This window comes from Bacillus sp. S10(2024) (assembly GCF_050473865.1).
Taxonomy (GTDB): Bacteria; Bacillota; Bacilli; order Bacillales; family Bacillaceae_G; genus Bacillus_A.
In genome coordinates this window covers 1327487-1352765 of record NZ_JBFLUR010000002.1, presented here as the reverse complement: position 1 = coordinate 1352765, position 25279 = coordinate 1327487, and the positions used below count along the sequence as shown (strand labels likewise).

The 25279-nt window shown below is 33.5% G+C and carries 27 protein-coding genes and 3 pseudogenes; 27 read left to right on the top strand and 3 right to left on the bottom strand.

Features of this window, described 5'->3' with window-relative positions; all coding sequences use genetic code 11:
- The first annotated feature begins 96 nt into the window (after positions 1–96).
- The 3 genes from AB1280_RS06985 to AB1280_RS06975 all read left to right on the top strand — a co-directional run bounded on the left by AB1280_RS06985 (position 97) and on the right by AB1280_RS06975 (position 3894).
- Positions 97–324, top strand: a complete 228-nt coding sequence (locus AB1280_RS06985) for a hypothetical protein (protein ID WP_429755352.1) — start codon at positions 97–99, stop codon at positions 322–324.
- 316 nt (positions 325–640) lie between these two features.
- The gene (locus AB1280_RS06980) at positions 641–1351 is read left to right on the top strand and encodes an ABC transporter ATP-binding protein (protein ID WP_429755351.1); all 711 of its coding nucleotides are present in this window, start codon (positions 641–643) and stop codon (positions 1349–1351) included.
- Positions 1342–3894, top strand: coding sequence for an ABC transporter permease (locus AB1280_RS06975; protein WP_429755350.1), 2553 nt, complete (start codon positions 1342–1344; stop codon positions 3892–3894). The genes AB1280_RS06980 and AB1280_RS06975 overlap by 10 nt, the downstream gene beginning before the upstream one ends.
- Before the next feature lie 230 nt (positions 3895–4124).
- Here the strand turns inward: AB1280_RS06975 and AB1280_RS06970 are convergent, their stop codons facing one another.
- Together AB1280_RS06970 and AB1280_RS06965 are read right to left on the bottom strand one after the other, a co-directional pair.
- Positions 4125–4691 (bottom strand): DUF2812 domain-containing protein, encoded by a 567-nt coding sequence (locus tag AB1280_RS06970; protein ID WP_429755349.1) that lies wholly within the window; start codon positions 4689–4691, stop codon positions 4125–4127.
- A complete protein-coding gene (locus AB1280_RS06965; protein ID WP_272187895.1) occupies positions 4678–4995 on the bottom strand; it encodes a PadR family transcriptional regulator in 318 nt (105 codons plus the stop codon). Before AB1280_RS06965 ends, AB1280_RS06970 begins: the two co-directional genes overlap by 14 nt.
- A 394-nt stretch (positions 4996–5389) precedes the next feature.
- Here AB1280_RS06965 and AB1280_RS06960 point away from each other — a divergent pair, with 394 nt between their 5' ends.
- The 19 genes and pseudogenes from AB1280_RS06960 to AB1280_RS06870 form a co-directional block, all read left to right on the top strand.
- A complete protein-coding gene (locus AB1280_RS06960; protein WP_429757300.1) occupies positions 5390–5569 on the top strand; it encodes a small acid-soluble spore protein H in 180 nt (59 codons plus the stop codon).
- A gap of 324 nt (positions 5570–5893) precedes the next feature.
- Positions 5894–6610: a histidine phosphatase family protein gene (locus AB1280_RS06955; protein ID WP_429755348.1), complete on the top strand. Its 717-nt coding sequence runs from the start codon at positions 5894–5896 to the stop codon at positions 6608–6610.
- A gap of 562 nt (positions 6611–7172) precedes the next feature.
- Positions 7173–8666 (top strand): M1 family metallopeptidase, encoded by a 1494-nt coding sequence (locus AB1280_RS06950; RefSeq protein WP_429755347.1) that lies wholly within the window; start codon positions 7173–7175, stop codon positions 8664–8666.
- Positions 8667–8854: 188 nt separating this feature from the next.
- On the top strand, positions 8855–9085 hold the full coding sequence (locus AB1280_RS06945) for a small, acid-soluble spore protein, H family (RefSeq protein ID WP_429757299.1): 231 nt from the start codon (positions 8855–8857) through the stop codon (positions 9083–9085).
- 424 nt (positions 9086–9509) lie between these two features.
- Positions 9510–10151 carry a nucleoside deaminase gene (locus AB1280_RS06940; RefSeq protein ID WP_429755346.1) on the top strand — a complete coding sequence of 214 codons (642 nt, stop codon included), beginning with the start codon at positions 9510–9512 and terminating at the stop codon, positions 10149–10151.
- Between the two features lie 19 nt (positions 10152–10170).
- The gene (locus tag AB1280_RS06935; protein WP_429755345.1) at positions 10171–10959 is read left to right on the top strand and encodes a class I SAM-dependent DNA methyltransferase; all 789 of its coding nucleotides are present in this window, start codon (positions 10171–10173) and stop codon (positions 10957–10959) included.
- Between the two features lie 60 nt (positions 10960–11019).
- Complete coding sequence (locus tag AB1280_RS06930; protein ID WP_429755344.1) at positions 11020–11517, top strand: 8-oxo-dGTP diphosphatase; 498 nt, start codon at positions 11020–11022, stop codon at positions 11515–11517.
- Positions 11518–11554: 37 nt separating this feature from the next.
- Positions 11555–12007, top strand: a pseudogene (locus AB1280_RS06925) (GNAT family N-acetyltransferase).
- 127 nt (positions 12008–12134) lie between these two features.
- Positions 12135–12296 (top strand): MBL fold metallo-hydrolase, encoded by a 162-nt coding sequence (locus AB1280_RS06920; RefSeq protein ID WP_429755343.1) that lies wholly within the window; start codon positions 12135–12137, stop codon positions 12294–12296.
- A 343-nt stretch (positions 12297–12639) separates the two neighbouring features.
- Positions 12640–13128 carry a DinB family protein gene (locus AB1280_RS06915; RefSeq protein ID WP_429755342.1) on the top strand — a complete coding sequence of 163 codons (489 nt, stop codon included), beginning with the start codon at positions 12640–12642 and terminating at the stop codon, positions 13126–13128.
- Between the two features lie 199 nt (positions 13129–13327).
- The gene (locus AB1280_RS06910) at positions 13328–13900 is read left to right on the top strand and encodes an HAD-IA family hydrolase (protein ID WP_429755341.1); all 573 of its coding nucleotides are present in this window, start codon (positions 13328–13330) and stop codon (positions 13898–13900) included.
- A 225-nt stretch (positions 13901–14125) separates the two neighbouring features.
- Positions 14126–14331, top strand: a pseudogene (locus AB1280_RS06905) (IS4 family transposase); the annotation flags it as partial.
- 38 nt (positions 14332–14369) lie between these two features.
- On the top strand, positions 14370–14894 hold the full coding sequence (locus AB1280_RS06900) for a hypothetical protein (protein ID WP_429755340.1): 525 nt from the start codon (positions 14370–14372) through the stop codon (positions 14892–14894).
- A 473-nt stretch (positions 14895–15367) separates the two neighbouring features.
- A complete protein-coding gene (locus AB1280_RS06895; RefSeq protein ID WP_429755339.1) occupies positions 15368–15880 on the top strand; it encodes a hypothetical protein in 513 nt (170 codons plus the stop codon).
- Between the two features lie 148 nt (positions 15881–16028).
- Entirely contained in the window at positions 16029–16247 is a 219-nt protein-coding gene (locus AB1280_RS06890; RefSeq protein WP_429755338.1) for a hypothetical protein, read from the top strand.
- 32 nt (positions 16248–16279) lie between these two features.
- On the top strand, positions 16280–16594 hold the full coding sequence (locus AB1280_RS06885) for a hypothetical protein (RefSeq protein WP_429755337.1): 315 nt from the start codon (positions 16280–16282) through the stop codon (positions 16592–16594).
- 12 nt (positions 16595–16606) lie between these two features.
- Positions 16607–16873: a hypothetical protein gene (locus tag AB1280_RS06880; protein WP_429755336.1), complete on the top strand. Its 267-nt coding sequence runs from the start codon at positions 16607–16609 to the stop codon at positions 16871–16873.
- A gap of 11 nt (positions 16874–16884) precedes the next feature.
- Positions 16885–17403, top strand: coding sequence for a hypothetical protein (locus tag AB1280_RS06875; RefSeq protein ID WP_429755335.1), 519 nt, complete (start codon positions 16885–16887; stop codon positions 17401–17403).
- A gap of 34 nt (positions 17404–17437) precedes the next feature.
- A pseudogene (locus tag AB1280_RS06870) lies at positions 17438–17773 on the top strand (zincin-like metallopeptidase domain-containing protein); the annotation flags it as partial.
- A gap of 53 nt (positions 17774–17826) precedes the next feature.
- Here the strand turns inward: AB1280_RS06870 and AB1280_RS06865 are convergent.
- Positions 17827–18648, bottom strand: coding sequence for an alpha/beta fold hydrolase (locus AB1280_RS06865; protein WP_429755334.1), 822 nt, complete (start codon positions 18646–18648; stop codon positions 17827–17829).
- A 387-nt stretch (positions 18649–19035) separates the two neighbouring features.
- Here AB1280_RS06865 and AB1280_RS06860 point away from each other — a divergent pair, with 387 nt between their 5' ends.
- The 5 genes from AB1280_RS06860 (at position 19036) to yqeK (ending at position 25277) form a co-directional block, all read left to right on the top strand.
- The gene (locus AB1280_RS06860) at positions 19036–19542 is read left to right on the top strand and encodes an ankyrin repeat domain-containing protein (protein WP_429755333.1); all 507 of its coding nucleotides are present in this window, start codon (positions 19036–19038) and stop codon (positions 19540–19542) included.
- A 77-nt stretch (positions 19543–19619) separates the two neighbouring features.
- Positions 19620–20162, top strand: a complete 543-nt coding sequence (locus AB1280_RS06855) for a DUF2247 family protein (RefSeq protein WP_429755332.1) — start codon at positions 19620–19622, stop codon at positions 20160–20162.
- A gap of 282 nt (positions 20163–20444) precedes the next feature.
- A complete protein-coding gene (locus AB1280_RS06850; protein WP_429755331.1) occupies positions 20445–20987 on the top strand; it encodes an RNA 2'-phosphotransferase in 543 nt (180 codons plus the stop codon).
- A gap of 814 nt (positions 20988–21801) precedes the next feature.
- A complete protein-coding gene (gene pulA / locus AB1280_RS06845; protein WP_429755330.1) occupies positions 21802–24372 on the top strand; it encodes a type I pullulanase in 2571 nt (856 codons plus the stop codon).
- A 293-nt stretch (positions 24373–24665) separates the two neighbouring features.
- Positions 24666–25277 carry a bis(5'-nucleosyl)-tetraphosphatase (symmetrical) YqeK gene (gene yqeK / locus AB1280_RS06840; protein ID WP_429755329.1) on the top strand — a complete coding sequence of 204 codons (612 nt, stop codon included), beginning with the start codon at positions 24666–24668 and terminating at the stop codon, positions 25275–25277.
- Positions 25278–25279: the final 2 nt, after the last annotated feature.

Genomic DNA, 25279 nt, shown 5'->3' with positions numbered 1-25279 from the left:
ACTAAAGTATTTATTTTACGTAAAATAAAAATGGGTTATTTTGTAAATGTAAAAACCGTAATCAAGAAAATGGATTATAAGAATAGGGGGAGTACTATGACTCGCTGTACGAATTGTAAAACAAAGTGGAAAGGAAAAGATGTGTGGTCACTTTTTATGAAAAATGACGGGAAAGACTGTCCGTACTGTAATAAAAGACAATATTTTTCAGATGAAACCTTTCGCTTTTCCAGTGAAATTTTACGTTGCCTCTTTTTATTACTTTTTCCTTTCTTCGTCGAATTAAGTGATAAGAGTCCTTTAAGAAACTTTAAGAAGAAATAATATAGATTTACCCTGTTTTATCTAGCAACCTCTTTTGTGTATGAGTATTAATTGTGAAATAGAGATTTACAGAAAATATTATTTCCTAAATATAGAAAATTTAGTTTGTTTATGACAAAATGGGAGGTGGATATGAAGCTAGTTAAGAGAGTGGGAAAACTGTGGGTATTTTAACAGCGATTTTAGTGACAGGATCGATTTTATTTCTTGTGTGGAAGGTAGGAAGAAGTGAAGAGCGTGCATGATAATAGAGAGTTAAAAGAGGTTTTTATGAGAACTATACTTGTCTTTTAATAAAAATTTGGAGGAAAAAAGTATGGTAACCAAACAGTCTATTCTTCAAGTACAGGGGCTAAAGAAAAATTATGAAACAGAAGCAGGAATCATTCCTATTTTAAAAGGAATTGAAATACAAATTTATCGCGGAGAAGTGGTTAGTATTATAGGTCCTAGCGGAAGTGGAAAGTCTACATTGCTAGGATTACTAGGTTCTTTAGATCTCCCTAGTGAAGGGCATATTATAATCGAAAATGAGGATATTACATCACTGACTGAAGAAAATTTAGCAGATTTTCGTGCGAAAAAAATTGGTTTTGTTTTTCAATCCTATAATTTAGTGACAACAATGACAGCCGAGGAAAATGTAATGATGGCGCTTATGTGCGCTGGGATGAAGAGTCGAAAGGAAATGATCCAAAAGGCAAGAGAGATGCTCGATCTTGTTGGGATGAAAGAACGTTATCACCATTTACCAAGTCAACTGTCAGGAGGTCAGCAGCAGCGCGTGGCTATTGCCCGTGCATTAGTAAATAATCCTGCTATTGTTATTGCGGATGAACCTACCGGTAATTTAGATACGAAAACAGGACAAACAATTTTGGATTTAATCTTTCAACTACGTGACCAATTCAACATGACTTTTATTATTGCTACACATGATTCTTACGTAGCAAAGCTTTCAGATCGTATTTTACAAATAGAAGATGGACTGCTAATTAAAGAAGGTGAAACAACGTCATGTTACTAAAATCAGCATTACGTAGTCTAGTGCGAAATCGTTTGAGAACCCTCTTTACTGTGTTTAGTATTGTAGTTGGAGTAGCTAGCTTTTTCTCAATGTCAATGTTAGTCGAATTAGTACCTCGTTCTATTCACGAATCTTCCAAAATTCTTCTAGGAGGAGACGTAGCTATTCAATCCTACTTAAACCCTATTAATCGCGATACATTGATCTCTTCTATTCCTAAAGAGGAGCAAAAAGCACTTACAACCTCTTTATTAGGCCAAAGTATGGTGAAATCTGATAAGAAAACAACAAGTCTAATCATAAAAGGGATAGAGCCAAAGCAATATCCGCTGTATGGAGATAAACAGTTTCCTAACGTTCGCAATTTACAAAAAAATGAAGTTCTTCTATCAAAAAGTACTGCGGATCGTTTACAAGTGAAAGTCGGAGATAAAGTGGAGATTCCGAATCGTTCTACTGGAGAAATGTCTTCTTATAAAATTCGTGGTTTCGTTGAAGGTGTGCAAGAATCTTACGGTGATGCTTCTATCTTCGGAACAGCGTATTTGCATTTAGATCAAGCTCAAAAGCTCTTACATGTACCAGAAAATACAGTTAATGAAGCTTTAATTGGATTGGGTGATAAAGTTAACGTTTCTACTTTCAAAAGTAAAGTACAAGAACAATTACCTCAAAGCAGTGTAATTGACATTCATGATAAAGAATTAGAAAAACAAAAAGATTTGCATATGTTACTTCCATTTCTTCAACTATTTAGCGTATTAGCTCTTGGAATCGCAGCAATCACAACTTCAAATACAATGAAAGTAATCATTGCTTCGCGTACACATGATATCGCTGTCATGAAATCAGTAGGAATGAAAACGAGATCTATTATTCGCTATTTTTTGCTAGAAGCGTTCTGGCTAGCAATTCTCGGAACAGCTGGTGGGATTGGAATTGGATTATTAGCTAGTGTTTGGCTCACCTCATATTTATCAAGTGTACTTTCCTTACCTCTTACGTGGGGAATGTCATGGTCTGTTGTTGGTACTACAATCATCGTCGGATTTGTCGTAACCTTTTTAGCATCATGGATACCAGTAAGAAGTGGAATGTGTGTGTCACCTCTTCAAATGTTACGAGATACAGAGAATACTAGTGTTAATTATTCGTTACCTTTTAGGAAAAAACTTCAACTTTTTATTTTAGTTTGTGGTATTCTTTCTGCTTATGTACACAAAATAGCATTTACAGCAAATGAGAATGGTAGTGTGATGTTTAAGTGGCTCCTTGCTTTTCTCCTTACAACTGGAGTTGTGTTATGTATTGTTGCTTTCGTTCGTTTGATTGGGTTTATATACGCTTTATTATTCCGAATGATTGGCACTTTGAAAAATAGGGTGCCACAAAGTCTTTTTCTTGCCTTACACAATATAGCTGCTACGAATAAACGAAATGGATTATTAGCAGTTACCTTAACGATAGGCGTCGTTTCTGTAGTTTCCAGTCACGTATTTGCTGATAATTTAATTGAATCTGTGCAAGGACAACTAGAAAAAGAAGCAATGGGAAATCTTCTTATTACAAGTTCAGCTAACGATGAAGAAAAAGTGGAAAAGCAAATTAAATCGATGAAGGAAATAAAAGCATGGAAAAAAGGTTATCAACTAGATGGAAGGCTTCAAAATATTAACGGTGAAGAAGCGACAACGAAATACACCCAAAAAGTAAAAGAAGATAAATTTTTTAGTTCAACTAAAATTTCAGTAGAAGGTATAGATACCGCTCTTGCTTCCAAAGCATATATCATATCTGAAGGGCGTGATTTAACATCGGCGGATGCAGGAGGAAAAAAAGCAATCCTGTTGGATAGTTATAAAAAGCTAGGGATAAAAACAGGTGATACAGTTGATGTTCAAATAGGAAATGAATTGGTGAATTGTGAAATTGTCGGTTTCTTTCAATCAGGTATTGTAAAAACAGTAGGTATTCGAATTCCAACAAAAACATTAGCTACATATGGAAAACCGAATCGCATTACCTATTCATTAGATAGTGATCCAAAACAAACGAATACGATTCTAGCAGAGTTAAACAATAAACTTCCTAATTCAGCAATGGCCTATTCAATTTCCGCTACGGCAATCGATAGTCTACAATATATCATTCATATGCAAAGTACTTTCTTTTCTATCGTAGCATTATTTGCATTTTTAACGGCTGTTTTGACAATTGGAAATCAAGTGGTCATTCGCTTACTTCAACAAACTCGGGATGTAGCGATTATTAAGACAGTAGGTATGTCTTCTAGTAATTTAATGAAGTCTATTTTATTAGAAAACACCATCATTTCCTTATCAGCCGGATTAGTCGGAGCTGGAGTTGCTTTAGCTTTTTCAGGAGTTGTTTTACGATTCTTATTCCAAATGCCAATGAAAATCGATGTAACTTGGTCTATTTTTGGCATCCTGTTATCTGTTATAACAACAGCAATTGTTGTCTGGATCGCAGCAAAACAATCGTTATCAGCTAAACCGATTCATCTATTGCAAAGTAAATAGATGTATATAACGAATGTAAAAACGTAGTTGTAAAAAGACAATAAAGCTACTAAATTTTAAAACCTAAAACAAGCATAACCCCGTTCAAAATTTAGGACGGGGTTAAAATATAGTTGTTTAATTTTCGATATAAGATACCTCACTGTACTCAAAAATATAACAATAAAGTCGTTTGAAAATCTAAGGTTTATTCAACAATAGCGCCCGATTCTGGAAGATTTCAAAAACGCTTATTTTTCTTTTAACATAGAATACTTTCGATAAGTTTTATAGAAACTGATACCAAAGAAAACAACCATAAGAGTGGTAAGCGACTTCAAAAGGGCAAATGGAGTTTCAAATAAAAATGCTTTCCAAAATAATGCACCTTTCATACTCCAAAGACCTTCATGATATAATCCCGAATCCTTGTAAAACATATAAGAAAAAGGCAATAACAGTATACATAAACCAAATGAATAACCCATCAATCGTTTATAATAATTACTCTTTGATTGGCGATCCGAGAAGATTTCATTTTGATCATCATCTTCTTTTTGCCAATATCGAACCCCACCAAGCCAGGAGTCATTTATATAAATCCAACCGAAGTCTTCATATATCCCTATGTAATCTTTGAACTTTTCCTTTGATAAATAATCTTGATAATCCAGTCGCATCACATATCTCTTGTCGGTTTTTTCGAAAGTGTATATTCCTAATCCACTAATATTTGTACAACGATAGCCTTTTTGTAATTGCTCGTTTAGCCATTGCTCCTCTTTTTCAAAATCAAAAAACATCTTAAATTTCTTCATTCGATTCACTTCCTTTGTACAGGGATAAAATATGCAATAACCTGTTTTGTTCCATTTTCAAAATGGCGCTTCCTTCGGCAGTTATCATATAAACTTTTCTCCGCCCTGACTCTCCAACAGGTTCAATCCAACCATGCTTATTCAAGTTTTCAATCGCACCGTATAATGTACCAGCTGCTAAAATAACAGTACCGTTACTTATCTTTTCTATCTTCTGCATTACGGCATAGCCATGGAGTGGCTCACGCATAGCTAATAAAATATAATGCATGGTTTCAGACAACGGTAATAATTTATGTTTCATATCCTCACCCTTTACTCAGTTCGACTATATAGTTCAACTTAATAATAACTTAATGCAGTTCAACTGAATAGTCAACGAAATTTTTAAAATTGGTCAAAGGAACTTAAAGTAAATAGCTTGATAACAAGGGGAAAATCAAGATAAAAAGTCGCTTTCCTTACATAAGGGAAAGCGACTTTTGGTGTAGTCTTATTCAATTAAATGGCCCAATTGTTGAATAACATGATCAGCATTTTTTAAACAACTTTATTATCTCTGGAAAGTAGTTCGATGACAAAAATCAAACTACGTTTTTTAAGTTCACTTTTTGTTTATTTAATATGGATTCACCGGAATATTTGAGGGAGTGAAAGTCAATATTATAATTGTTAAACGAAAAAGGAGGTTTATAATGATAAACAAACAACGTGCCCAAGAGATTGCTGCTTCACCAGTTATGGCGAATGTAACCTACAATGGGGAGCAAATCTACATTCAAAATGTAAATGAAACGAACGAAATGGCAAGAATTTATCCTCTAAGCGAACCGAATAATGAACAAGAGGTTTCTGTATCTAGCTTAATTGAGCATTAAATAAAAAAATTTGTAGCCGTAGCTGTAGAATTAAATCTGATTTTTTTATAAAAAGAGTGAAATTCTGTATTAATAATGCGGGATTTCACTCTTTTTATTGTTATAAGAAGATAACTGAGTTAATGCAATAGAAAATCTCTGGATGTTAACACTTATATCGTGTTAGCGTACAAAATGGAAAGTCTAACTCTATGGATGCTATAATTGTAAAACAAGCTAGTACTGATTATAAAACTCCTCAAGAAATAGAGGATTAAGCTAAATTTCAATTTTTTTACTCAGTAATTTACACAGATAGATTATAGCCTAAAAGGAGAGAAAGTAATGAATAAGATGGAAAAGAGTAATAATACATTAGATAATATCGTAACGTTATATATTACTAGACACGGTAAAACAATGTTAAATGCTAGTGGGCGTGTGCAAGGTTGGGCGGACTCTCCATTAGTAGAAACGGGTGTTGAAGTAGCTAAACATTTAGGAAATGGCTTAAAAGATATTCATTTTGTTGCTGCATGCAGTAGTGATAGTGGTCGTGCTATTGAAACTGCTAACTTAGTATTAAAATATAGTGAGCAATCAAAGTTAAAACTTGTACAAAGGAAAGACATACGTGAATTAAATTTCGGAATTTTTGAAGGCGATAAGAATGAAAATATGCAAAAAATGATTGGGGTTGTTGCTGGTGTGAAATCAGCAGATGAACTAATGGGGTTGTCGCTTGAAAAAATTGTAAATTCCATTGCAGCGGCAGACGATACGAAGCAAGCTGAGGATTGGAAAACCTTTTCCACCCGTATAAAAAGAGAACTTGATAAAATTAGTGAAGAGACTACCCAAAATGGTGGAGGTAACGTTTTAATCGTATCTCATGGAATTACCATCACAGCATTAGTAGATATGATTGATAATAGTAAAATAAAACTTGGGTTAGAAAATGCAAGTGTAACTAAAATTCTCTATAAAGATGGAGAGTATACAATCGAATCTGTTGGTGATATGAGTTATGTTGAAAAAGGTAAAGAAAGTGCAATAGTGTAAAGTAATAGAATGAGAAGAAGGCAGATTTCTTACGAGAGTCAGAGACTGTTTTTTTCGTGCGGCTGATAAGTGGAATCCTGTCAACAACGTGGAATGTTGACAGGATTCTACTGTCATTAGGGCTGACTCTGTTAATTATAAAGAACCTCTCAAAAAAATTGAGAGGTTACTTTTTTTAGTAAATACTTCTTAGATAAAGAATGATGAACTATATAGAGTGTCAATTGGAAAGAAAGGGGGCTTTCCTCGTGAGTTACGTACAATAATGGAACTAGATCATATAGAGTTAATTATTAAAATGGTTGAAATGGAAGTGAAGTAACTTCTAGTTATTATGGCAGCTAGATTAATAGAAGGAATACCTGAAAGTGAAAAAGATGATTTATATAAACAAGTGCTTTCTTTTAGTTGAGATGAAATAAAAAATTTTTTATTAGAATTTAAAGTAAAATATTTAAGATTTCCTCTATAACTTTCTCAAGTAATTTCAAATAAAATTCCAAGGGATTTTTACAGTTTATGGCGAATTTATGTGGTGAAAAATGGAAAAGGGGGAGTTTTTATGAAAAAGTTTGTAAAACAGACTGCAAAATGGGTAACAGCTTCGACATTTATGGCTGGTATATTATTTCCTTCTGGACTTACTATAAGTGCTTCAGAAAAGGATTACCCTGTAAAAGGAGCATACCATCCAGCAGTTACATCTCCTGTTCACCTGGAGACACCATTTCAGTCGCAATTTATGAACAAGCAAGGACAAGATATATTTGGTCCAGCAAATCCAAACTATAAAATGAGCGTTTACTATGATTCTATCAATCACACTATTCAAGGAAAAATGACAGTCACTTTTACGAACAATACTCGTACGCAGCTGAACGAACTTTATTTTAACTTGTGGGGAAACGAAGAAACATCTAAAGAAAATGGCGGAATTATGTCTGTTTCTAATGTAAAAGTAAATGGGAAAACAGCAAAATTTGCTGTGGATAGTACTGCACTGCATATTTCATCCGTTCAAATTCCTAATAATCAAAAATCTACTGTATCGATGGATTTTGTAGTTCGTGTACCGGAACGACAAGATCGTTTTGGTTGGAACAAAAACACAGCTTCGCTTGGAAACTGGTTCCCAATTCTAGCAGTATACGATAAAGAGGGCTGGAATGTAGATGCTTATTTTCCATATGGAGAATCTTTTTATTCTTTAACTGGAGATTTTGATGTAACACTTATGACTGAGAAAGACCAGGTCATTGCAACGACAGGAACGGAAACGGGACAACCACATATTTCAGGAAATTTAGCAACGCATCATTATAAAGCCGAACAAGTTCGTGATTTTGCAATAGAAATGGATCCAGCTTACAAAGTAAAACAAAAGAAGGTAAATAATGTGAATGTTAATGTGTATTATACAGATGAACAAGCAAAATATGCTGATTCTATGCTTGAGGCAGGGATTGAGAGCATCAAGCTGTTCAGTGACCGTTTTGGAGAATATCCATGGCCAGAACTAGATATCGTTGGCATGGAAGGCTGGTTTGGTGGAATGGAGTATCCACAATTAACGATGATAAGTATCGCTAAAAATCCTTCTCAAGAATGGGTTAAAAATGTTACTGCGCATGAGATTGGACATCAATGGTTTTACGGCATTATTGGAAATAATGAGCACGATGAAGCGTGGCTTGACGAATCATTTGCTAGTTTTGCAGCTGCGCTCTACAGTAAAGAGCTTGATCAACTAAAGGCAGAACCTGTTGGAGACTATCATCTTTCGTATCCTGTTTCAACATTTGCTGAACGTGCTGCAGAAGGCGGGATTGAGGCATATTATAAAATGATTTATGGTTACGGTTCAAGAACAGTTAATGATCTTCGTCTTGAACTTGGCGATGAAGTCTTTTACAAAGCGATGAAAGATTACTTTAATGAAAAGAAGTTTGGTGTGAGTACGACAAAAGATTTTATTCAAATTATGGAGAAATCAACCGGAAGAGATTTGGCAAATTTCTTTGCGTCACATAGAATATTTGTTTCTGATCAAGAATAAACGTATATATAAACCTGTCGTGAATCGAATTCGGCAGGTTTTTGTGTTTAATCTTTACGCTTAATTTTACATACCTCACTATAAATTAGTTGTTTTTTTACTTTTTTGTTTCCTTAAGTTTTCGAATCATCATGGATAAAAGTTCAATCATCGACAAAAAAGTCTTGATGTAATTCCAAAGCCCATCGATTCATTACAGAATAATTTGTGGGAGTGAAGTTCACATTATAATTAGAAAAAGAGGTTATAATCATGAAGACACAACGTGCAAAAAAGACTGTCGCTTCATCTGTTATTATAACGGGGTTCAAATCTATATTCAAAATGTAGATGAAAATAATGAAACAACGAGAATCTATCCTCTTAATGATCTAAATAACGAACAAGAGATTCCATTATCCCGCTTAATAGAGTATTAATTGCTTACATGTTTTCTCGATAAAAACAGCTACCGGAAAAATTTCGACAGCTGTTTTTTATTGTCTCAAATCCTATACATTGATTTTGAATTAACTATTTTCTACAACAATATCTCTCTTGAATTTTGTCGAATAAAGAAGGGAAAGGAGCCTATGGAAAGGAAATAATTATAGAAGGTGTATAAAAGATTGATGAAAGTAGGACTAACTAAGAAAGAAAAAATTGGAGAAGGAAATACAGCAGAGGTCTATTTGTAAGAAGAAAGAGAAATATGGCGGCAAGATTAATAGGAGGAATACCTGAAGGTGAGAAAGATGATTTATATAAGCAAGTGCTTTTTTTATTTGAGATGAAATAATATAGATTTTATTAGAATTTGAAACAAATATACTAAAAATTCATAGAGGGAGGATGGAATGTAATATGTGGCAAACATTGTCCGAACCATGGAAAGAATGTTTCAATCAAGCTTGGTTATCGTATTGTAACGGTTCATTTCCCATTGGTGCTGTTATAGTAGATGGAAGTGGGAATATCATTTCAAAGGGCAGAAATACAGTTTACGAGACGGAAGTGATGCCAAATGAAATTTGTAATAACAAAATTGCTCATGCAGAAATAAATGCGATTTTAAAAATAAACAATTTAGAAACAAATGAAACGCGTAAGGAATATGAACTGTATTCTACGATGGAACCATGCCCTTTATGTTTTGGTGCTATTGTTATGTCTGGGATTAGAAACATACATTATGCAGCAAGAGATAAGATGGTCGGAGCAACAAATTTGAAAGACGGAAATGCTTATTTACAAGGGAAGAATATGAAAGTTTCAGGTCCTCATAGAGAACTTGAAATTGTCCAATTTGTTCTGAAGACAGATTTTGTATTGCGGAGAGGACATGATGTAGACCGATTATTACAAACATGGGAGCAAGATTGTCCGATTGGTATTGCGATAGGTCGAAAATGGTATGAGTCAAATAAGCTAGTGCAAGCGAAACAAGAAAAGAAAGACATCTCAATTGTTATGGATGAAATGATAAGTGAAGTAGCAGTTTTTTAGGAAGAGGTGAAAGAAAAGAATGGATGTAAATTTTGAAGAAAGAAAATATACTTTTGATGATATTGCCGAAGAATATGAGAAAATAAGACCGACATATCCAAAGGAACTTTTTCAAGATTTGTTCACGTATGCAAATATTGAAAAGGAAGATCGAATTCTTGAAATTGGTTGTGGTACAGGTAAAGCAACGGAAGGACTCGCCCAGTTAGGATATAAGCAGATTGATTGTATTGAGCTAGGGGAACAATTAGCACAATTTACCGCTTCTAAATTTCGAAATGAGAATGGTATACACGTGTATCAAGGGGATTTTGAAAGCTGGGAACGGCAGGGTGATTTATATTCGCTTGCTGTTTCAGCAACAGCGTTTCATTTTATAAATCCTGAAATTGGCTATCAGAAAGTAGTGAATTTACTGCACAAACATGGGACAATGGCCTTCTTTTGGACATATCATTTACAACCTGATACAGATGTTTTTCAAGAGATTGGAGCTTGTTATGAAAAGTATGCTCTGCATTTACATCCTAATCAGTTACCAACTCCAGAAGAATTAATTGAAGAACGAACAAATCTAACAATGCAGTATAATTTGTTTCAAAATTTAGTTGTTAAAATCTATAAATGGACTGATACATATACAAGTGATGATTACATTGCATTATTACATACCCAATCTGCCCATCGTTTGCTTTCACAAGAGGTAAAAGAAAAATTGTTCCATAGCATTCATAACGTAATTGAAAAACATGGCGGGAAAATTGAAAAACCACAATTTGTTGCGTTGTATTTAGCGAGAAAAAAATGATAAGAGATTTCTTACAATACAGTTTTCAGCAACGAATCTACATAAGGGAGGAAATGTTTGATGAGTAATTTTGAATGCAAAATGTTAACGATGTGTATGGTGCAAGATGGAGACAAAGTTCTCCTTATGAATCGTCCGGATCGTTTAGGTTTTCCGGGGTACATTGCTCCTGGTGGAAAAGTCGACTTTCCGGAAAGTATTGTAGACGGAGCGATTCGAGAAGTACGTGAAGAAACAGGTTTAATCGTAAAAGATATTATCTTTAAAGGAATCACTGAGTTTTGTGAGCCAAATACAAAGTTACGATATATGGTATTTAATTATTTGGCCACATCTTTTGAAGGCAAGCTACTTGATGAGCCGCCTGAAGGAGAGTTAGTGTGGGTGGATATAAAAGATGTGCTAAATTTACCGATGCAAGATTGGTTTAGAAAAAGGTTTCCACTATTTTTTGAATCGGGAACATTTGAGTGGCATTCGGTATGGGACAAAGAGCGTGATGTTGTTTTAAATAGAGTGGAAAAACATTATAAAGAATCAGAGTTTCATAAAGTGTAAATGTCCGCGCTTTTAGCAGCTTTGACTCACCACCTAGATTCGATTACTTAGAAGATATAGAGAAGGTTTAGCGGAACTACTTGATGATATCGAAAATGAAATTGAAAATAAAAAAGAGTATTTGAAATGTGATTTCGATAACAATGGAGAAAATCGATACTTTTTGGTAGCTGTAGATGCAAATTGTAGCAAAGTTATTGAAACAATTGAATATGGCTCAGCTAGTGAACTGATTAACGGTTGCACAAATAGTGCATTAAAAGATTTACCTGAGATAGGAACTGTGTTTGTACATCCTAATTATCAAAGGCGCGGTATAGGGAATTTACTTTTAAATGCAATGTTTCTTATCTTGTTAAGTAGGGCATTAAAGAATTCTGTTTAGACAGTGGATATACAAATGCACAGAAGGTATGGAAGAAGAAATTTGGAGAACCTGATTATTTGCTGAAGAATTATTGGGGTTGATGGGTTTGATCATATGATTTAAAAGAGATGTGTTGATGATGTGCCAATTATATTTAATAGATGAGTAGGGCGTATTTTGAGGTAGTACTATACCAGCATTGACCTGAATTAGCAGGAGAAATATCATCTCTAACGAAAATAAAACCTGCTTGAAATTTGAACCGGATGGCGAAGCAAACAAAATCAATCAATACATAAAAGACCAAGATATAAAACCCCAGGCTATTCTTTTAACTCATGTCCACTTTGATCATATTGGGGCAGTAGATGAAGTTAGAAACAAGTGGAGTATTCCTGTTTATATACATTAAAAAGAAGCGAAGTGGCTCACTAATTCGAAATTAAATCGTTCTGCTCAGCCTAGTAGAGTTAAAACTACATCAAAATCAGTAGATTATTTAATTAAAAAGGAAGGAGAACTTCATATTGGCTCCTTTATATTAAAAATATTGTTTACCCTAGGGCATTTGTATGTTCTTTAGTATTTAATCTTTTTACAGGTAAATCTGATTGGGATGCCTTTTTCTTATTGATATTTCGGGCAATTTCAGGCTATCAAATTGGTAAAGATGAAATTAAAAAGCAGATAAGCAATATGAATTAAATTACCACTGGTAGCAGTGATTATGGGAAATAAAAGAGGAGTGATATTGAATGTTAGATGTTTTAAAGCAACAATACAGCTTTATTAGTTCTACCAGAGAAATATTATTTGCGTTTTTGGAAGGGATACCACTGCAAAAGTTGCACAGTGAAGTTCCGAATTTTGGAAGCGGAAGTATTATACGGACCCATATTCATGTAGCCGATTGCTATCGATACTGGCTTGGATCATTCGCATTTAACAAAAAAAGAGCAGATTTTTCGTTTACAACTGATTATGAAGTTGAGCATTTAGATATCGAGAAAGTTCGTGCCAGATTTGAGTTGGTAGATGAGATTGTACAACGCTTTTTGGATGAATTCAATGGTTGCTGGTTCGAAAATATAGCAAATGAAGTGAAATGGCAAAAAGAACCATGGAGTACGACTCCGCTATGGCTTTTAACTCATACCGAGACACATGAGTTTCATCATAAAGGACAAATCGTATCAATGGCTCGTCACCTCGGATACAATCCTACTAACACAGACCTTGATTAATTTAATTGTACTAAAAAATGATCTGCTGTGACTGCTGTTAGTGGGTTTTATGTCATTTGGTTGGCGGGGCCCCATTTAAGAAATAGGATCTGTGAAATAAAAATATTGATTTTGAGTAAACCTAGGTAGTTTTATAAAAGAAGGAGTTTATGTTAGTTTAGCGAATTTATATTGATATAATTATAAAAGGGTGATCTACTTGAACATTTTATGGGATTTTGATGGAACATTGTTTGATACGTATCCTGCATATACAAACATACTCTCTTTGGTGTTGGGAGAAGCAGTAGATAAACTGGAAATCTATGAAAAGCTAAAAATTTCATATTCACATGCAATTAATTACTATAACATTTCCAGCAATCAAGAAGAAGAGATAAAAAGATTAAAGAAAACATTATCTCCAAAAGATATGAAACCATTTGATGGTGTAGAAGAAATCTTAAAATTTGCAAATAAAAATGTAATTATGACACACAAGCATAGGGACGGAGTTTTAGCGATCTTAAAATACTATGGATGGGATAAATACTTTGTGGATATGGTTACGATTGACGATGGTTTCCCTCGTAAACCTAATTCATTAGCATATATTCATTTGCACACAAAACACGGAATCGATCTAGTTATTGGAGACAGAGAATTAGATTTATTACCTGCAAAAGAATTAGGAATTGCAACGTGCATGTTTCAAAGTCAATGTGATGTAGCTGATTATCATTTACAAGACTACTCGGAATTTTTTAATACGGATATTCTATTAGCGAAATGAGTGTTCAGTTAATAATAACTACTGTAACAGGATTGAATTTCGCTTTTCTTATTTTTTGATTATGAACATAATTCTTTAACAGAGCCAAAAAATAAAGACGCTTCACATATTATTCATGTCTAATGTGTGAAGCGCCTTTAATACCTTTAAATACAAAAAAACGTTATTCTTTCTAAATAAATTAGAATTAGAAAGAATAACGTTTTTATGTATTTCTCGACGTAAGATCATTTACATCTGTTGTATCAAGTTATACAACAAAAACCAAAGAAATGACAAAGATTCTAATCCACCTGTTCCACCCTCTACAGAAGAATGGGCGGAAATCTCATCAATATGAGAAAAAACGTATTGAAAAAAATTTAACTGGAATTACTTATACTTCGTTTTTCTTATCGAACCAACAACGCAGATTAGTTAAACATCAATAATCAAAATATCAAGACTTTAGGAAGAAGTGGTGAGGATTATGATGAATGAAGAAATTCAAGAATTGTTTGACGATCGCAATTTATTTGCCAGACAAATTGCAAACGTAAGATTTTTAAATTTATCATTTGATGTATATGAATTTAAAAATAAATATGCAATGCAAGTAGACTTAATATTCGCTAGAAAAAGTCAATTTAATAATATTCAAGAGGCATTTTCTGCACTATTTAAAAAGGAATTGTTCGATGTAGAGGAATGGGATATTAGTGAGGAGCCAGATCCTTCAGATGAACAATGGATAACGGCACTAAAAGATATCTGGATTAATGCATATTATGCAAGAGTATGTGCTTGCATAGAGCTAGTAAACAAAGACGATTTTATAAGTAGATTTAAAAGGGATTTAGCTGATGTGAATGCACCAGAATCAGTTGTTAAAGAACTTTTAATTAGATTAAATCATATTGAAACAATACAAGTACAAAAAGGGTATATTTATGATTACATATTCGGACAATCTGATAGCCATTACTTTTTGTTTGAATGGGGAATATATGATTGAATTATTACGACTACTAAGATTGTGAAGAAACGTATTTAAGGTAACGGGAGCGTTAGGGAAATAACAGATAACAAAACAATCAAACATTTTTATACCCATTTTGAAAAAAGACTTCATTTTAATCAATCTTTTTTCAAAATGGAGTAAAGGATGGGAGGATTACTAAAAGCATCAATTTATATGAGTCGTGTCATAATTCGGTATCACTGTGACACATTAGCCGCCAAATTTATTGATTGTTTTAAAGAATATGTGTTATATGCTGAGACTTGTATTAAAAATATAGAAACAAATCAGATGGTAAAGGCTGAATAGACTGTTTCAATGTCTGGGTGTTATCAAACATCGCAATGGTAATATTACCGTAAGTAGTTTGTTCTCAACAAATACCACTTATGATAAGCTCAGATTATCATCGTATCCTTTATAATGCGATTAAATAAAGTAATGGATTCTTGTAGTAGGGTGATTTTATGACTAATGATAGAAAAAGCAAGTTAGAGAAGTTACTGAAGAAAAATAAAGTAAAACAAGCAAAGATACAGCTTGTAGACGACTTAAAGAAATACTACGACATAGATATTTCGGATAAAGAATATACTGATTATCAAATATCTGAGGAAGTGCATAAAAAAGTTTATGAGCGTATTAAAAATGATGAAATCAAATTTTTTAAATTCCCATATAACGAAGAAATACTCAAATCGAAGATAGACTTTATTTTTGAATACTTTAAGAAATACGAAGAAGAAACAGTTCTATTTTACCCTTCTACATTTGGCTTTTATTTTAGGGGTAGTAATCAACTCTATCTTGATTATCCAATTGCTATAACAATACCCTTAATAAAATGTAAAAAGATTATTATGAAATTAATGTTAGAAATGCATAATGATTTGGTTGTTGTTTTAGAGGAATTTAATTTTGGATTTGTTCTAAGTGAAGATGAATATTCAGATGTAACAATCGAATATTTCGGGGAATAAAATCTAAAAAGGACTATAAAATAGATCTTTGTTTTTACTTATAAAATCAACATCATTGTTTAATAAAGCCAAACTTTCAAAAAATAAGATTCGTTTTTTGAAAGTTCAATGTTACCTTCTGTGAGATATATGTATAAAAGAAGCTATGATGGATGAAGAGTTTCAAGTCAGACAGTATGGTAAACTAGTAATAGTAGAAGTAGTGGATAAGAAAGAATATTCAACTATGCGAGGTAACTCCTATGAAATCAAGTACAAAATAAAAGATAAGACTTACTTAGGGAATATAGATAAAGAGTTATACAAGAAGTTAGACAAAGGCTCTAAAATAGAAGTACTAGAATACAAAGGAAAGACAATCATGTAGGATAGTTACGATGTAAAGTAAGGGGTATTATATTGAAAAAGAAACGGTTTAGAATTGGTTGTATTGTAGTGTTTCTAGTGTGTACGTTCCTACTCATAGGGATAGGAACGTACAATGAGATACAAGTCAGACAACATGGTAAGTCAAGTATAGCGGAAGTCGTCGACATGAAAGAGTACACACCTAGAGGGTTTAAGACTTATGAAATCAAGTACAAAGTAGATGGTGAAACGCACACAGGTAGCGTAAGTAAGAAAGTATACAAACGTTTAGACATTGGTTCTCGCATTGAGGTTGTTGAGTACAAAGGAAAGACTATGCTATTTGAAAGTTACGATTCAAAGTAAGGGGTATGGTAAATGAATCACAGACGTAAGAAAAAGAAGAAACCGATAAACTTAAGGAAAGTACCAAATAAAGTAGAACCTGTGATAGAAGAAGAGAACTCAAAAGAGGAAAAGAATAACAAGTTAGTGGAAATTCTCATTGGCATTCTTCTCTTTCCTATCATTATATGGGCTGTATTAGAAGGTTCTAATAAACAATTAAGTAAGAGAACAACCCTTGTTATTATCAGTATTATCGTTTTCTTGCTAGTTGGGGTAGTTATAATAGGAGACAAATAAAGGGGTATGTTATGGGTGAAAAGAAATTCATAAACTTAGAGAAAGACACTGAGTATTCAAACGACTACATTGCGTTTACGAGTAAAAAGTTTGGAAAAACCTACTACTTAGATTCATCTGTGAAAGAGTATACAGAGTATGAACTTGAAGAGTATATTATGGAACTTGAAGCATACAAGAAAAAGAGAAGGAAGAAAGCTTGGATGTATGTAGGTATTTTCGTCTTATTCTGTTTGGTCTTGTCAGTTATAGAGAGGTATCAAAACGATGAATTAGTTAAAAACGGCAAAGCAAAAGAGGTTATGGTTCTTGGGAAACACATTGAAGAAGAGTATATCATACTGAAACACCCTACTTTAGAGTTGTTTGACAATAACAAAATGAAAAAGATATGGGTGAAACAGGAACTTTACGATATGGTGTACCCGACTGACAAGGTACGAATCATTGAGTATAAAGGTGAAGTTAAGTTAGACCCTAGATATGATGATAAAGACTTAGTTATACAGAAGTATAAGTTTGGAAGGTAATTGTAATATGGTTGAGTAAGGGGCATTTTATCAGCCTGCTATGGACCATGTAAATGTACCTCCCATGAAGGATTTCCCGAAAGTTGAAGGATACTATAGCACTTTATTTCATGTATTTATTCATTCAACAGGCCATTCCAGTAGATTAAAGAGAGACGGAAACACTTCAGTGATAGTCAATTTTGGCTCAGAAGAATATTCAAAAGAGGAATTGGTTGCTGAAATTGGAGCGAGTATAAAAATTTATGAAGATGAAGAAGTGATTACACTTGCAATGGTAAGAAATTTAATTGAGACAATAGAAGGGATTGCAAAAGACATAGAAGAAATCGATAATTTAATGTTTGGGAATGATTTGGATGAATCGTAGTCCTGGAATAAATAAAAACTAGCAAAATGAAATGTGCTAGTTTTTATTTATCCTTATAAAAGTGAAGAACAAATTTCGTGTAACTTCTCAGCAAACTCTTTATGATGACTTGTGTTATATCCCCCATGATGTCCGGGAAACTCCACGATCTCTGTTCCAAGTTGTTCTGTTAATTTGACTGCGCAGCGGTAAGCGAAAAAATCCCGTGAGGCATTTCCGCCGGCTGGAAGTGCCTGCATTGATGAAGATTTTAATGCATTCTTCAAAGCATCGATATCAAGCGAATGATTAAGAATTCCCGGGATTTCATACTCAACGAAATACGTTGAATTACTGAAACTACGCTCTGTTTGCACATCCTTTGAATGCTCGGGATTGTTAGTGTCCACTCCCAAATTTGATAATAACTTTACGACCTCACTTCGATGATTCTTCTTAAGGTCTTCCATAAATTTTCTGGCTTGGACCTGCTCCTCACCAAATAAAAGCTGCAATAAGACTGGTTCGTGAGGTATTAGTAGCTTTACTTGTTCCGGATGGTGTATGCATAGATTAAGTCCGATGACAGCACCGGAACTGCTCCCGAATACATACGCCGGTTCATCGGTCAATTTGGCTATGAGGCGATGAGCATCGTCACTATGTGTTTCCACGGAGTAATCTTCAGTTCGATTGGCGAGATTGCTGCGGGAGTGGCCCCGGCGATCGTAAGTAACAACGGTATACCGATCAGCAAGATGCTCAGCAATTTTAAGGAATTTGTCAGCATCACCACCACCGCCATGAATCAAAAGAAGTACAGGGCCATTTCCACGTACTTCATAGTAGATGCTTGCTCCAGGCACTTGCAATGTTCCATTCTTTACTACAATCATTGATAAACTTACTCCTTTCTTCTTATTCTTTATGAAAATTTTAATAAGGGGTTCTAATTTTTATTACTTTTAACTATGGTTATATCCATAAATCGCTAGTCTTCTTTATTTTATATGATTGGCGAATTATATAAAATAAAGAAATTAACTAAGAAACAAACTCACCATATCTCAACGCAACGATCAAGTTGTTGCTCTGAAATAATATGGGATGAATTATAATTTCTTAGAGTTGGTAAGGAAAACCTTGTACCCCAATGCTGTGAAAAAGGAACGTAGCTTTACTTCTTTAGAAAACGTTGTAAATCAATTAGAGGCTGTTGAAGTTCTTGAAGAATTAGGGGAATGAGCTAGTAGAAGATAAATTAAAATTAAGGAGGATTTGTTTTGGATAAAAAAAGTATAAACAAAGCAATAAGGAATGCAATCAAACTTGGTGATATTAATGAGGTAAAACAATTAATAGGAAATGATACAGAAATATTGAATACTATGACTCCGTTTGGTACGTGGTTGCATGTAGCAGCAAAGAAAGGACACCTTGAAATAGTTAAGTATCTAATTGAAAAAGGTATAGATATTGACGCTAGAGGTGGTGCATTCGATGCCTCTGCATTAAATTTGGCAGCAGGAGCAGGGCATTTGGGAATAGTAAAGTATCTAATAGAGGTTGGCACAGAATTAGATGTGAGCTTAGCAAAAAGAAACCCATTATTTGGAGCAATTTATGGCGGACATAAAGAAGTAGTCGAATTTCTAGTTGAAAAGGGTATAGATATTTCAATTAGATATACTGGTGAAAGGATTAACAATATGGATGCCTATGAATATGCTAGAGAATTTGGACAAACAAAAATTGCTGAATATCTAAAGCGAAAATTAGAAGAAAAGTAGCACTAGTTATTAGTTCTCAGGTTAAACATGATTACAGGTTCTTCTAATCAAAATCCAAAAGGTTAAAGGTGAATATAATGGATTATTCTATAGATATTTTAAAACAAAGCAAAATAAAATATGACTGGCAAACAATATATGTAGGCCTAGAACTTAGTATAATTAAAAATAGTGACATAACTAATTATGCTGTGGAATTTTTATCTACTCATCAAGAATGTAATAATCAGTTCATTGCAGAACTTGCTTGGGGAAAAAATGACATTGAATATGAGAGAATACTAGAGAACATATTGAAAGAGATAAATGTTAAAGACCTATTAAAGGATTCTGGTATATGGAAATGTGAAAAAAGAAAATGGAGGTTTAGTATTCTTAAATGTTTAAAAGAAATGTATCAAGATGAACCTAAAGAATTATTAAATAAAATTGTTGAAGTATATACTGACTTTGATTATCCAGAAGATATGGAAAGGTTTGTTAATTATATAACTCCTAGAGACGGCTATAATCCATTGCTATACTCTGAAGAAGAAAATATAGTAAGATTAATCAGTTTTTTTAATGACTTTTTACATAAAGAACAACAATACTTACAAAACAGAAAGGTCAAAAAATGATTTTACCAGAGGAGTTTAATGAAAAATGGGATGTTTTTGGTTTACTGAGATTGAAAATTTATATGAATAATTGATAAGTGCATTATCTTAGGAAGGTTATTGTTGTTATAGGTTTTTAAGTTGAAGGATTGAAAATTATGAATGATTAGATAAGATTGTAGATTTGGATTCAGAAGAACTAGATTTTGGGGATTTGCATATATTTTGCAACCTTCCTTGAAAATAGCAAAATGTATGTATTTATAGCTGAATAAGTAGAGGTTTTGGTAGGAGGGAAAATGTATGAATTACCAGAAAATGAGCAAAGAAATTTCTTATGCGCTTCGTCATGCCCCATGGAAGTATGAATTAGAACTAGATGACGAAGGATGGGTGCCAGTTAATCAGTTATTAACTGCATTGCATCAATCAAAAGAATGGGAAAATATTACGCAAGCAGACATAGAAAAAATGATTTTAATATCAGAAAAAAAGCGGCACGAATTATCAAATGGAAAAATTAGAGCTTTATATGGTCATTCTGTCCCAATGAAGATTACTAAAAAGGAAGCTATACCGCCAAGAAAACTATATCATGGGACTTCACCAAAATTTATGGAGTCCATTAACGAATTTGGTTTATTACCAATGTCTAGGCAATATGTTCATCTTTCGGAAGATATAGAAATAGCTAAATTAGTTGGTAAACGAAAAAGCTCTGTTCCTGTTATCTTAATAATTGATACAGAAGAAGCTCAAAAAAAAGGAATTAAATTTTATCTAGGAAATGAAAAGGTATGGCTTTCAGATTCTATTCCAATAGAATTCATATCAATTAAAAAATGAATGGCTTTTGAAATGTTATTTTGCTAGATTCTGAGGATGAAGAAAGAAAATTTAAAAAGTACAAGCTAAAAAGCTAATGCAAACAGTGGGCATGTTAAGTAGAAAGTGGTTAAGGAACGCTAATGTAGATTACCATTTTGTGAGTTCCTCGGGTACTGATAAAAAACATACCCAATAAGGAGAGTCATTAGTGATGAGTCTGATGAACAAACAAATGAATATATTTCACTTTTACAAATTTAATAGATTCTTAAACCCTGTCGTTGTTTCCATTTTTGTAGAACCGTTTAATAAAGTAATCCCAAGCTCTCCTAAATACGTGAATGTATTTAGGGGAGTTTTTATTATGTGTTGAAGCTAAAATGAAGTCTCAAAGTCAAAATATATCCATGATTTTTCTCTTAAAGGATTTACAACTTTAAATGTTAACAGAATTTGAAATATGTACACAAAATAAAAACGGATAATTAATAATATATTGACCCCTTTATAGAAAGTACTATAAAATTGAAAGCGATAACAAACGGTTTCCTAAAAAGATTTTCTATGATCTTTTGATATTTAGCGATATAACAAGGAATAAGTAAATCTTTTTTTGTGATTTAATGCAAACGTTTTCGTAGATTTTTGTTATTTCTTTTTATGTTTGATTTTCTTATTAAAAGATTATTGAAATAAATACGAATACATTCAATATGGGGGTGTTATAAAGAGATTTTCAGATTAACTTAAGCCGTGTTACTTAGTTAGTAACACATAGTTTTGAAATGAACATAATCAATTGTTCGTAATATTTTAAGGAAGGGTGAATGGAGTGCAAATTACAAAAAAATTAATAAACAAGACGATGTTATTGCTTACTGTAATGGTCATGCTATTATCTGGTTTTTCTTTTCAGATTGCGAAAGCAGATTCAAATACGAAAACAACTGAAATTATCATTCATTATAAGGAGAAGTCTGGAAATACAAAAGATTGGAATCTTTGGATGTGGGCCGAAAATGCGAGTGGCAGGTCCTATGAATTTACTGGGGAAGATGAGTTTGGTAAGTATGCTAAGGTGAAAATAGATGGTGACTATAATCGTGTAGGATTTATAGTTCGTACGAATGAATGGGAAAAAGATGGTGGTGATCGTTGGATTGAAAATATTAAGGATGGCCGTGCTGAAGTATGGGTTCTTTCTGGCGATGATAAAGTATACAATTCTAAACCTTCTTCTGAACTTTCTATTCAGAAGGCCACTATTGATAGTTTCAATGAAATTACTATAACTACCAATGTTCCATTCAATAGTAAGGAGCAAAAAATTGAAATTGAGGGCGTTAACATAGAGAAAGTTAGTCCTTATGATACAAATAATGGAGATATGACCAATAAGGTCAAAATCATTACAGAAAAGAATCTTGATTTAAAAAAAACATACAAAATCAAAATGGGAAATTCCATTGAGGCTAATACTGAAATTGGTAAAGTAATTCGTAGCGAGGAATTTGATCATTTATTTTATTATGATGGTAATGATTTAGGTAATGTATATACGCCATGGGAAACAAAGTTCCGTTTGTGGGCTCCTACTGCGAGTGAGGTAAAGTTGGTCGCTTACAAAAAATGGAATGATGAAAAAGGTACTGAAATAAATATGGGACAAGGTGAAAAAGGAACTTGGACGGCAAAGCTTAAAGGTGATCAAAAAGGCCTTTTTTATACATATAAGGTGAAGATTGGTGATAAATGGACTGAGGCCGTTGATCCATATGTGCGTGCTGCTTCTGTGAATGGTGATAAAGGGGCAGTCGTTGATTTAAAAGAAACAAATCCGAAAAATTGGAAGTGGAATAAAAAACCAAAATTTAAAAATCCGGAAGATGCGATTATTTATGAGTTGCAAGTACGTGATCTTTCCATTCAACCTGAAAGTGGTATTAAACATAAAGGGAAATATCTTGGTGTAACAGAAAAAGGAACGAGAGGACCCGAAGGCGTAAAAACAGGTCTTGATCATATTAAGGATCTTGGTGTTACTCATGTCCAGTTTTTACCGATATTTGATTATGCTTCAGTAAATGAAGAAAAGTTAAATGAACCACAATATAACTGGGGATATGATCCGAAAAATTACAATGTACCAGAAGGCTCGTATTCTACTAATCCTTATGAGCCGACTGCTCGAATTACTGAATTAAAGCAGATGATTCAAACACTTCATGACAATGATCTTCGTGTTGTGATGGACGTGGTATATAATCATATGTACAATGCGGCTGAATCCAATTTCCATAAGGTAGTTCCAGGTTATTATTATCGTTACAACGAGGATGGTTCACTCGCAAATGGAACTGGCGTAGGGAATGATACGGCTTCTGAACGTAAGATGATGAGGAAATTCATGGTTGATTCTGTCACGTATTGGGCAAAAGAGTATAATTTAGATGGATTCCGCTTTGATTTGATGGGTATTCATGACGTCGAAACAATGAATGTGATACGTAAAGCCGTTAATAAAATTGATCCTTCTATTATTATTCATGGAGAAGGGTGGGATTTAAATACCCCTCTTGCGTCTGAGTTGAAGGCAACTCAAAAAAATGCGGAGAAAATGAAAGGAATCGCTCATTTTAATGACGATATTCGTGATGGATTGAAAGGCAGTGTATTTGAGGAGAAGGATAATGGTTTTGTGAACGGAAACCAAAACATGGAAGAGCGCATGAAAAAAGGAATTACGGCTGGTATGGATTATGATAAAAAAGTGTCTACTTATCAGGATCCTGAGCAAGTTCTGACATATGTTGAAGCACACGACAACAATACATTATGGGATAAGCTTGCGTTGACTAATCCTGGCGACAGTGAAGAAGTACGTAAACAAATGCACAAGTTGTCTTCTTCCATCATATTAACATCGCAAGGGATTCCATTCTTGCATGCAGGTCAAGAGTTCATGCGTACAAAATATGGGGATCATAATAGCTACAAATCTCCTGATTCTATTAACCAGATGGATTGGGTGCGCCGCGCGGCATTTGGTAAAGAAGTAGATTATATGAAAGGCTTAATAGAGTTGCGTAACAACCATCCAGCTTTTCGCATGACATCTGCTGAACAAATAAAAAAACATCTAGCGTTCATTGATGCGCCAAAAAATGTTGTAGCTTATACAATAGATGGAAAAGCAAATGGTAATAAAAACGAATATTTTGTTGTAGCTCACAATGCGAATAGAGAAGCCGTGGAAATTACTCTTCCATCAAAAGGTCCTTGGAAAGTACTAGTAGATGGTGAACATGCAGGAAATAAAGTGCTTTATGTTTTCCATGATAATAAGGTTAAGGTTCCTGCATTAAGTTCATTTGTTTTAAAAACAGAAAAACCGATTAAATAAGAATAGATTATATAAAAAGAAATCTTGCTTAAAAAATTCACTAACCATATCGAAAGTTTGGTAACGTTGGTGTATTCAATAAAAAATTGTTTTAAGCTAGCAGTTAAATAACAGACAGCAGCAGAGATTGTAAAGAACTCTGCTGTTTTTTTTACATAATAATTGTTTAAATCATGTTCCGTATCCTAATATAATCATCATTTTAAAATTTCATGTAACGTAATAAAAAGGATTATTTGTATATTTCTAGAATAAAAATTAAGAAACTAGAAGCTTTTTAGGGGGAGTAGAGAATGAACCAAATGATAAATTCCATTTCTCTAACAGGAGATTGGGAGCTAGATATTAAACAAATGCTAGAACAATATAATAAACTTCACACATACGAGCATTCTGTTAGAGTCGCGAATGAAGCAAAAAGAATTGCCAAGAGATTTGAATTAGATGAGGAAGCAGCAGCGATTGCTGGCTATCTCCATGATATTAGTGCCATTATCCCAAATGACCAGCGTATTCAAGTAGCAGAGACGATGCAAATTGAAGTGCTACAGGAAGAAAGGATATTTCCGATGATTATTCATCAAAAACTGTCAAAAAGAATTGCACACGATATTTTTAAAGTGGAAAACGAAACGATATTAAATGCAATTAGCTGTCATACAACATTAAGAAAAAATGCGACACCTTTAGATATGGTGTTATTTGTTGCAGATAAAATTAAATGGGACCAAAGTGGAACACCTCCATATATTACAGAAATTCAAGAAGCGTTAGAACAGTCATTAGAACACGCTTGTTTTGCTTACATTTCATACTTATGGGAGCGAAAACAGAATCTAAAAGTAGTTCATCTATGGTTACAGGATGCTTATTTTGACTTAAAAGAGAAATTAGGAGTGGAATAAAC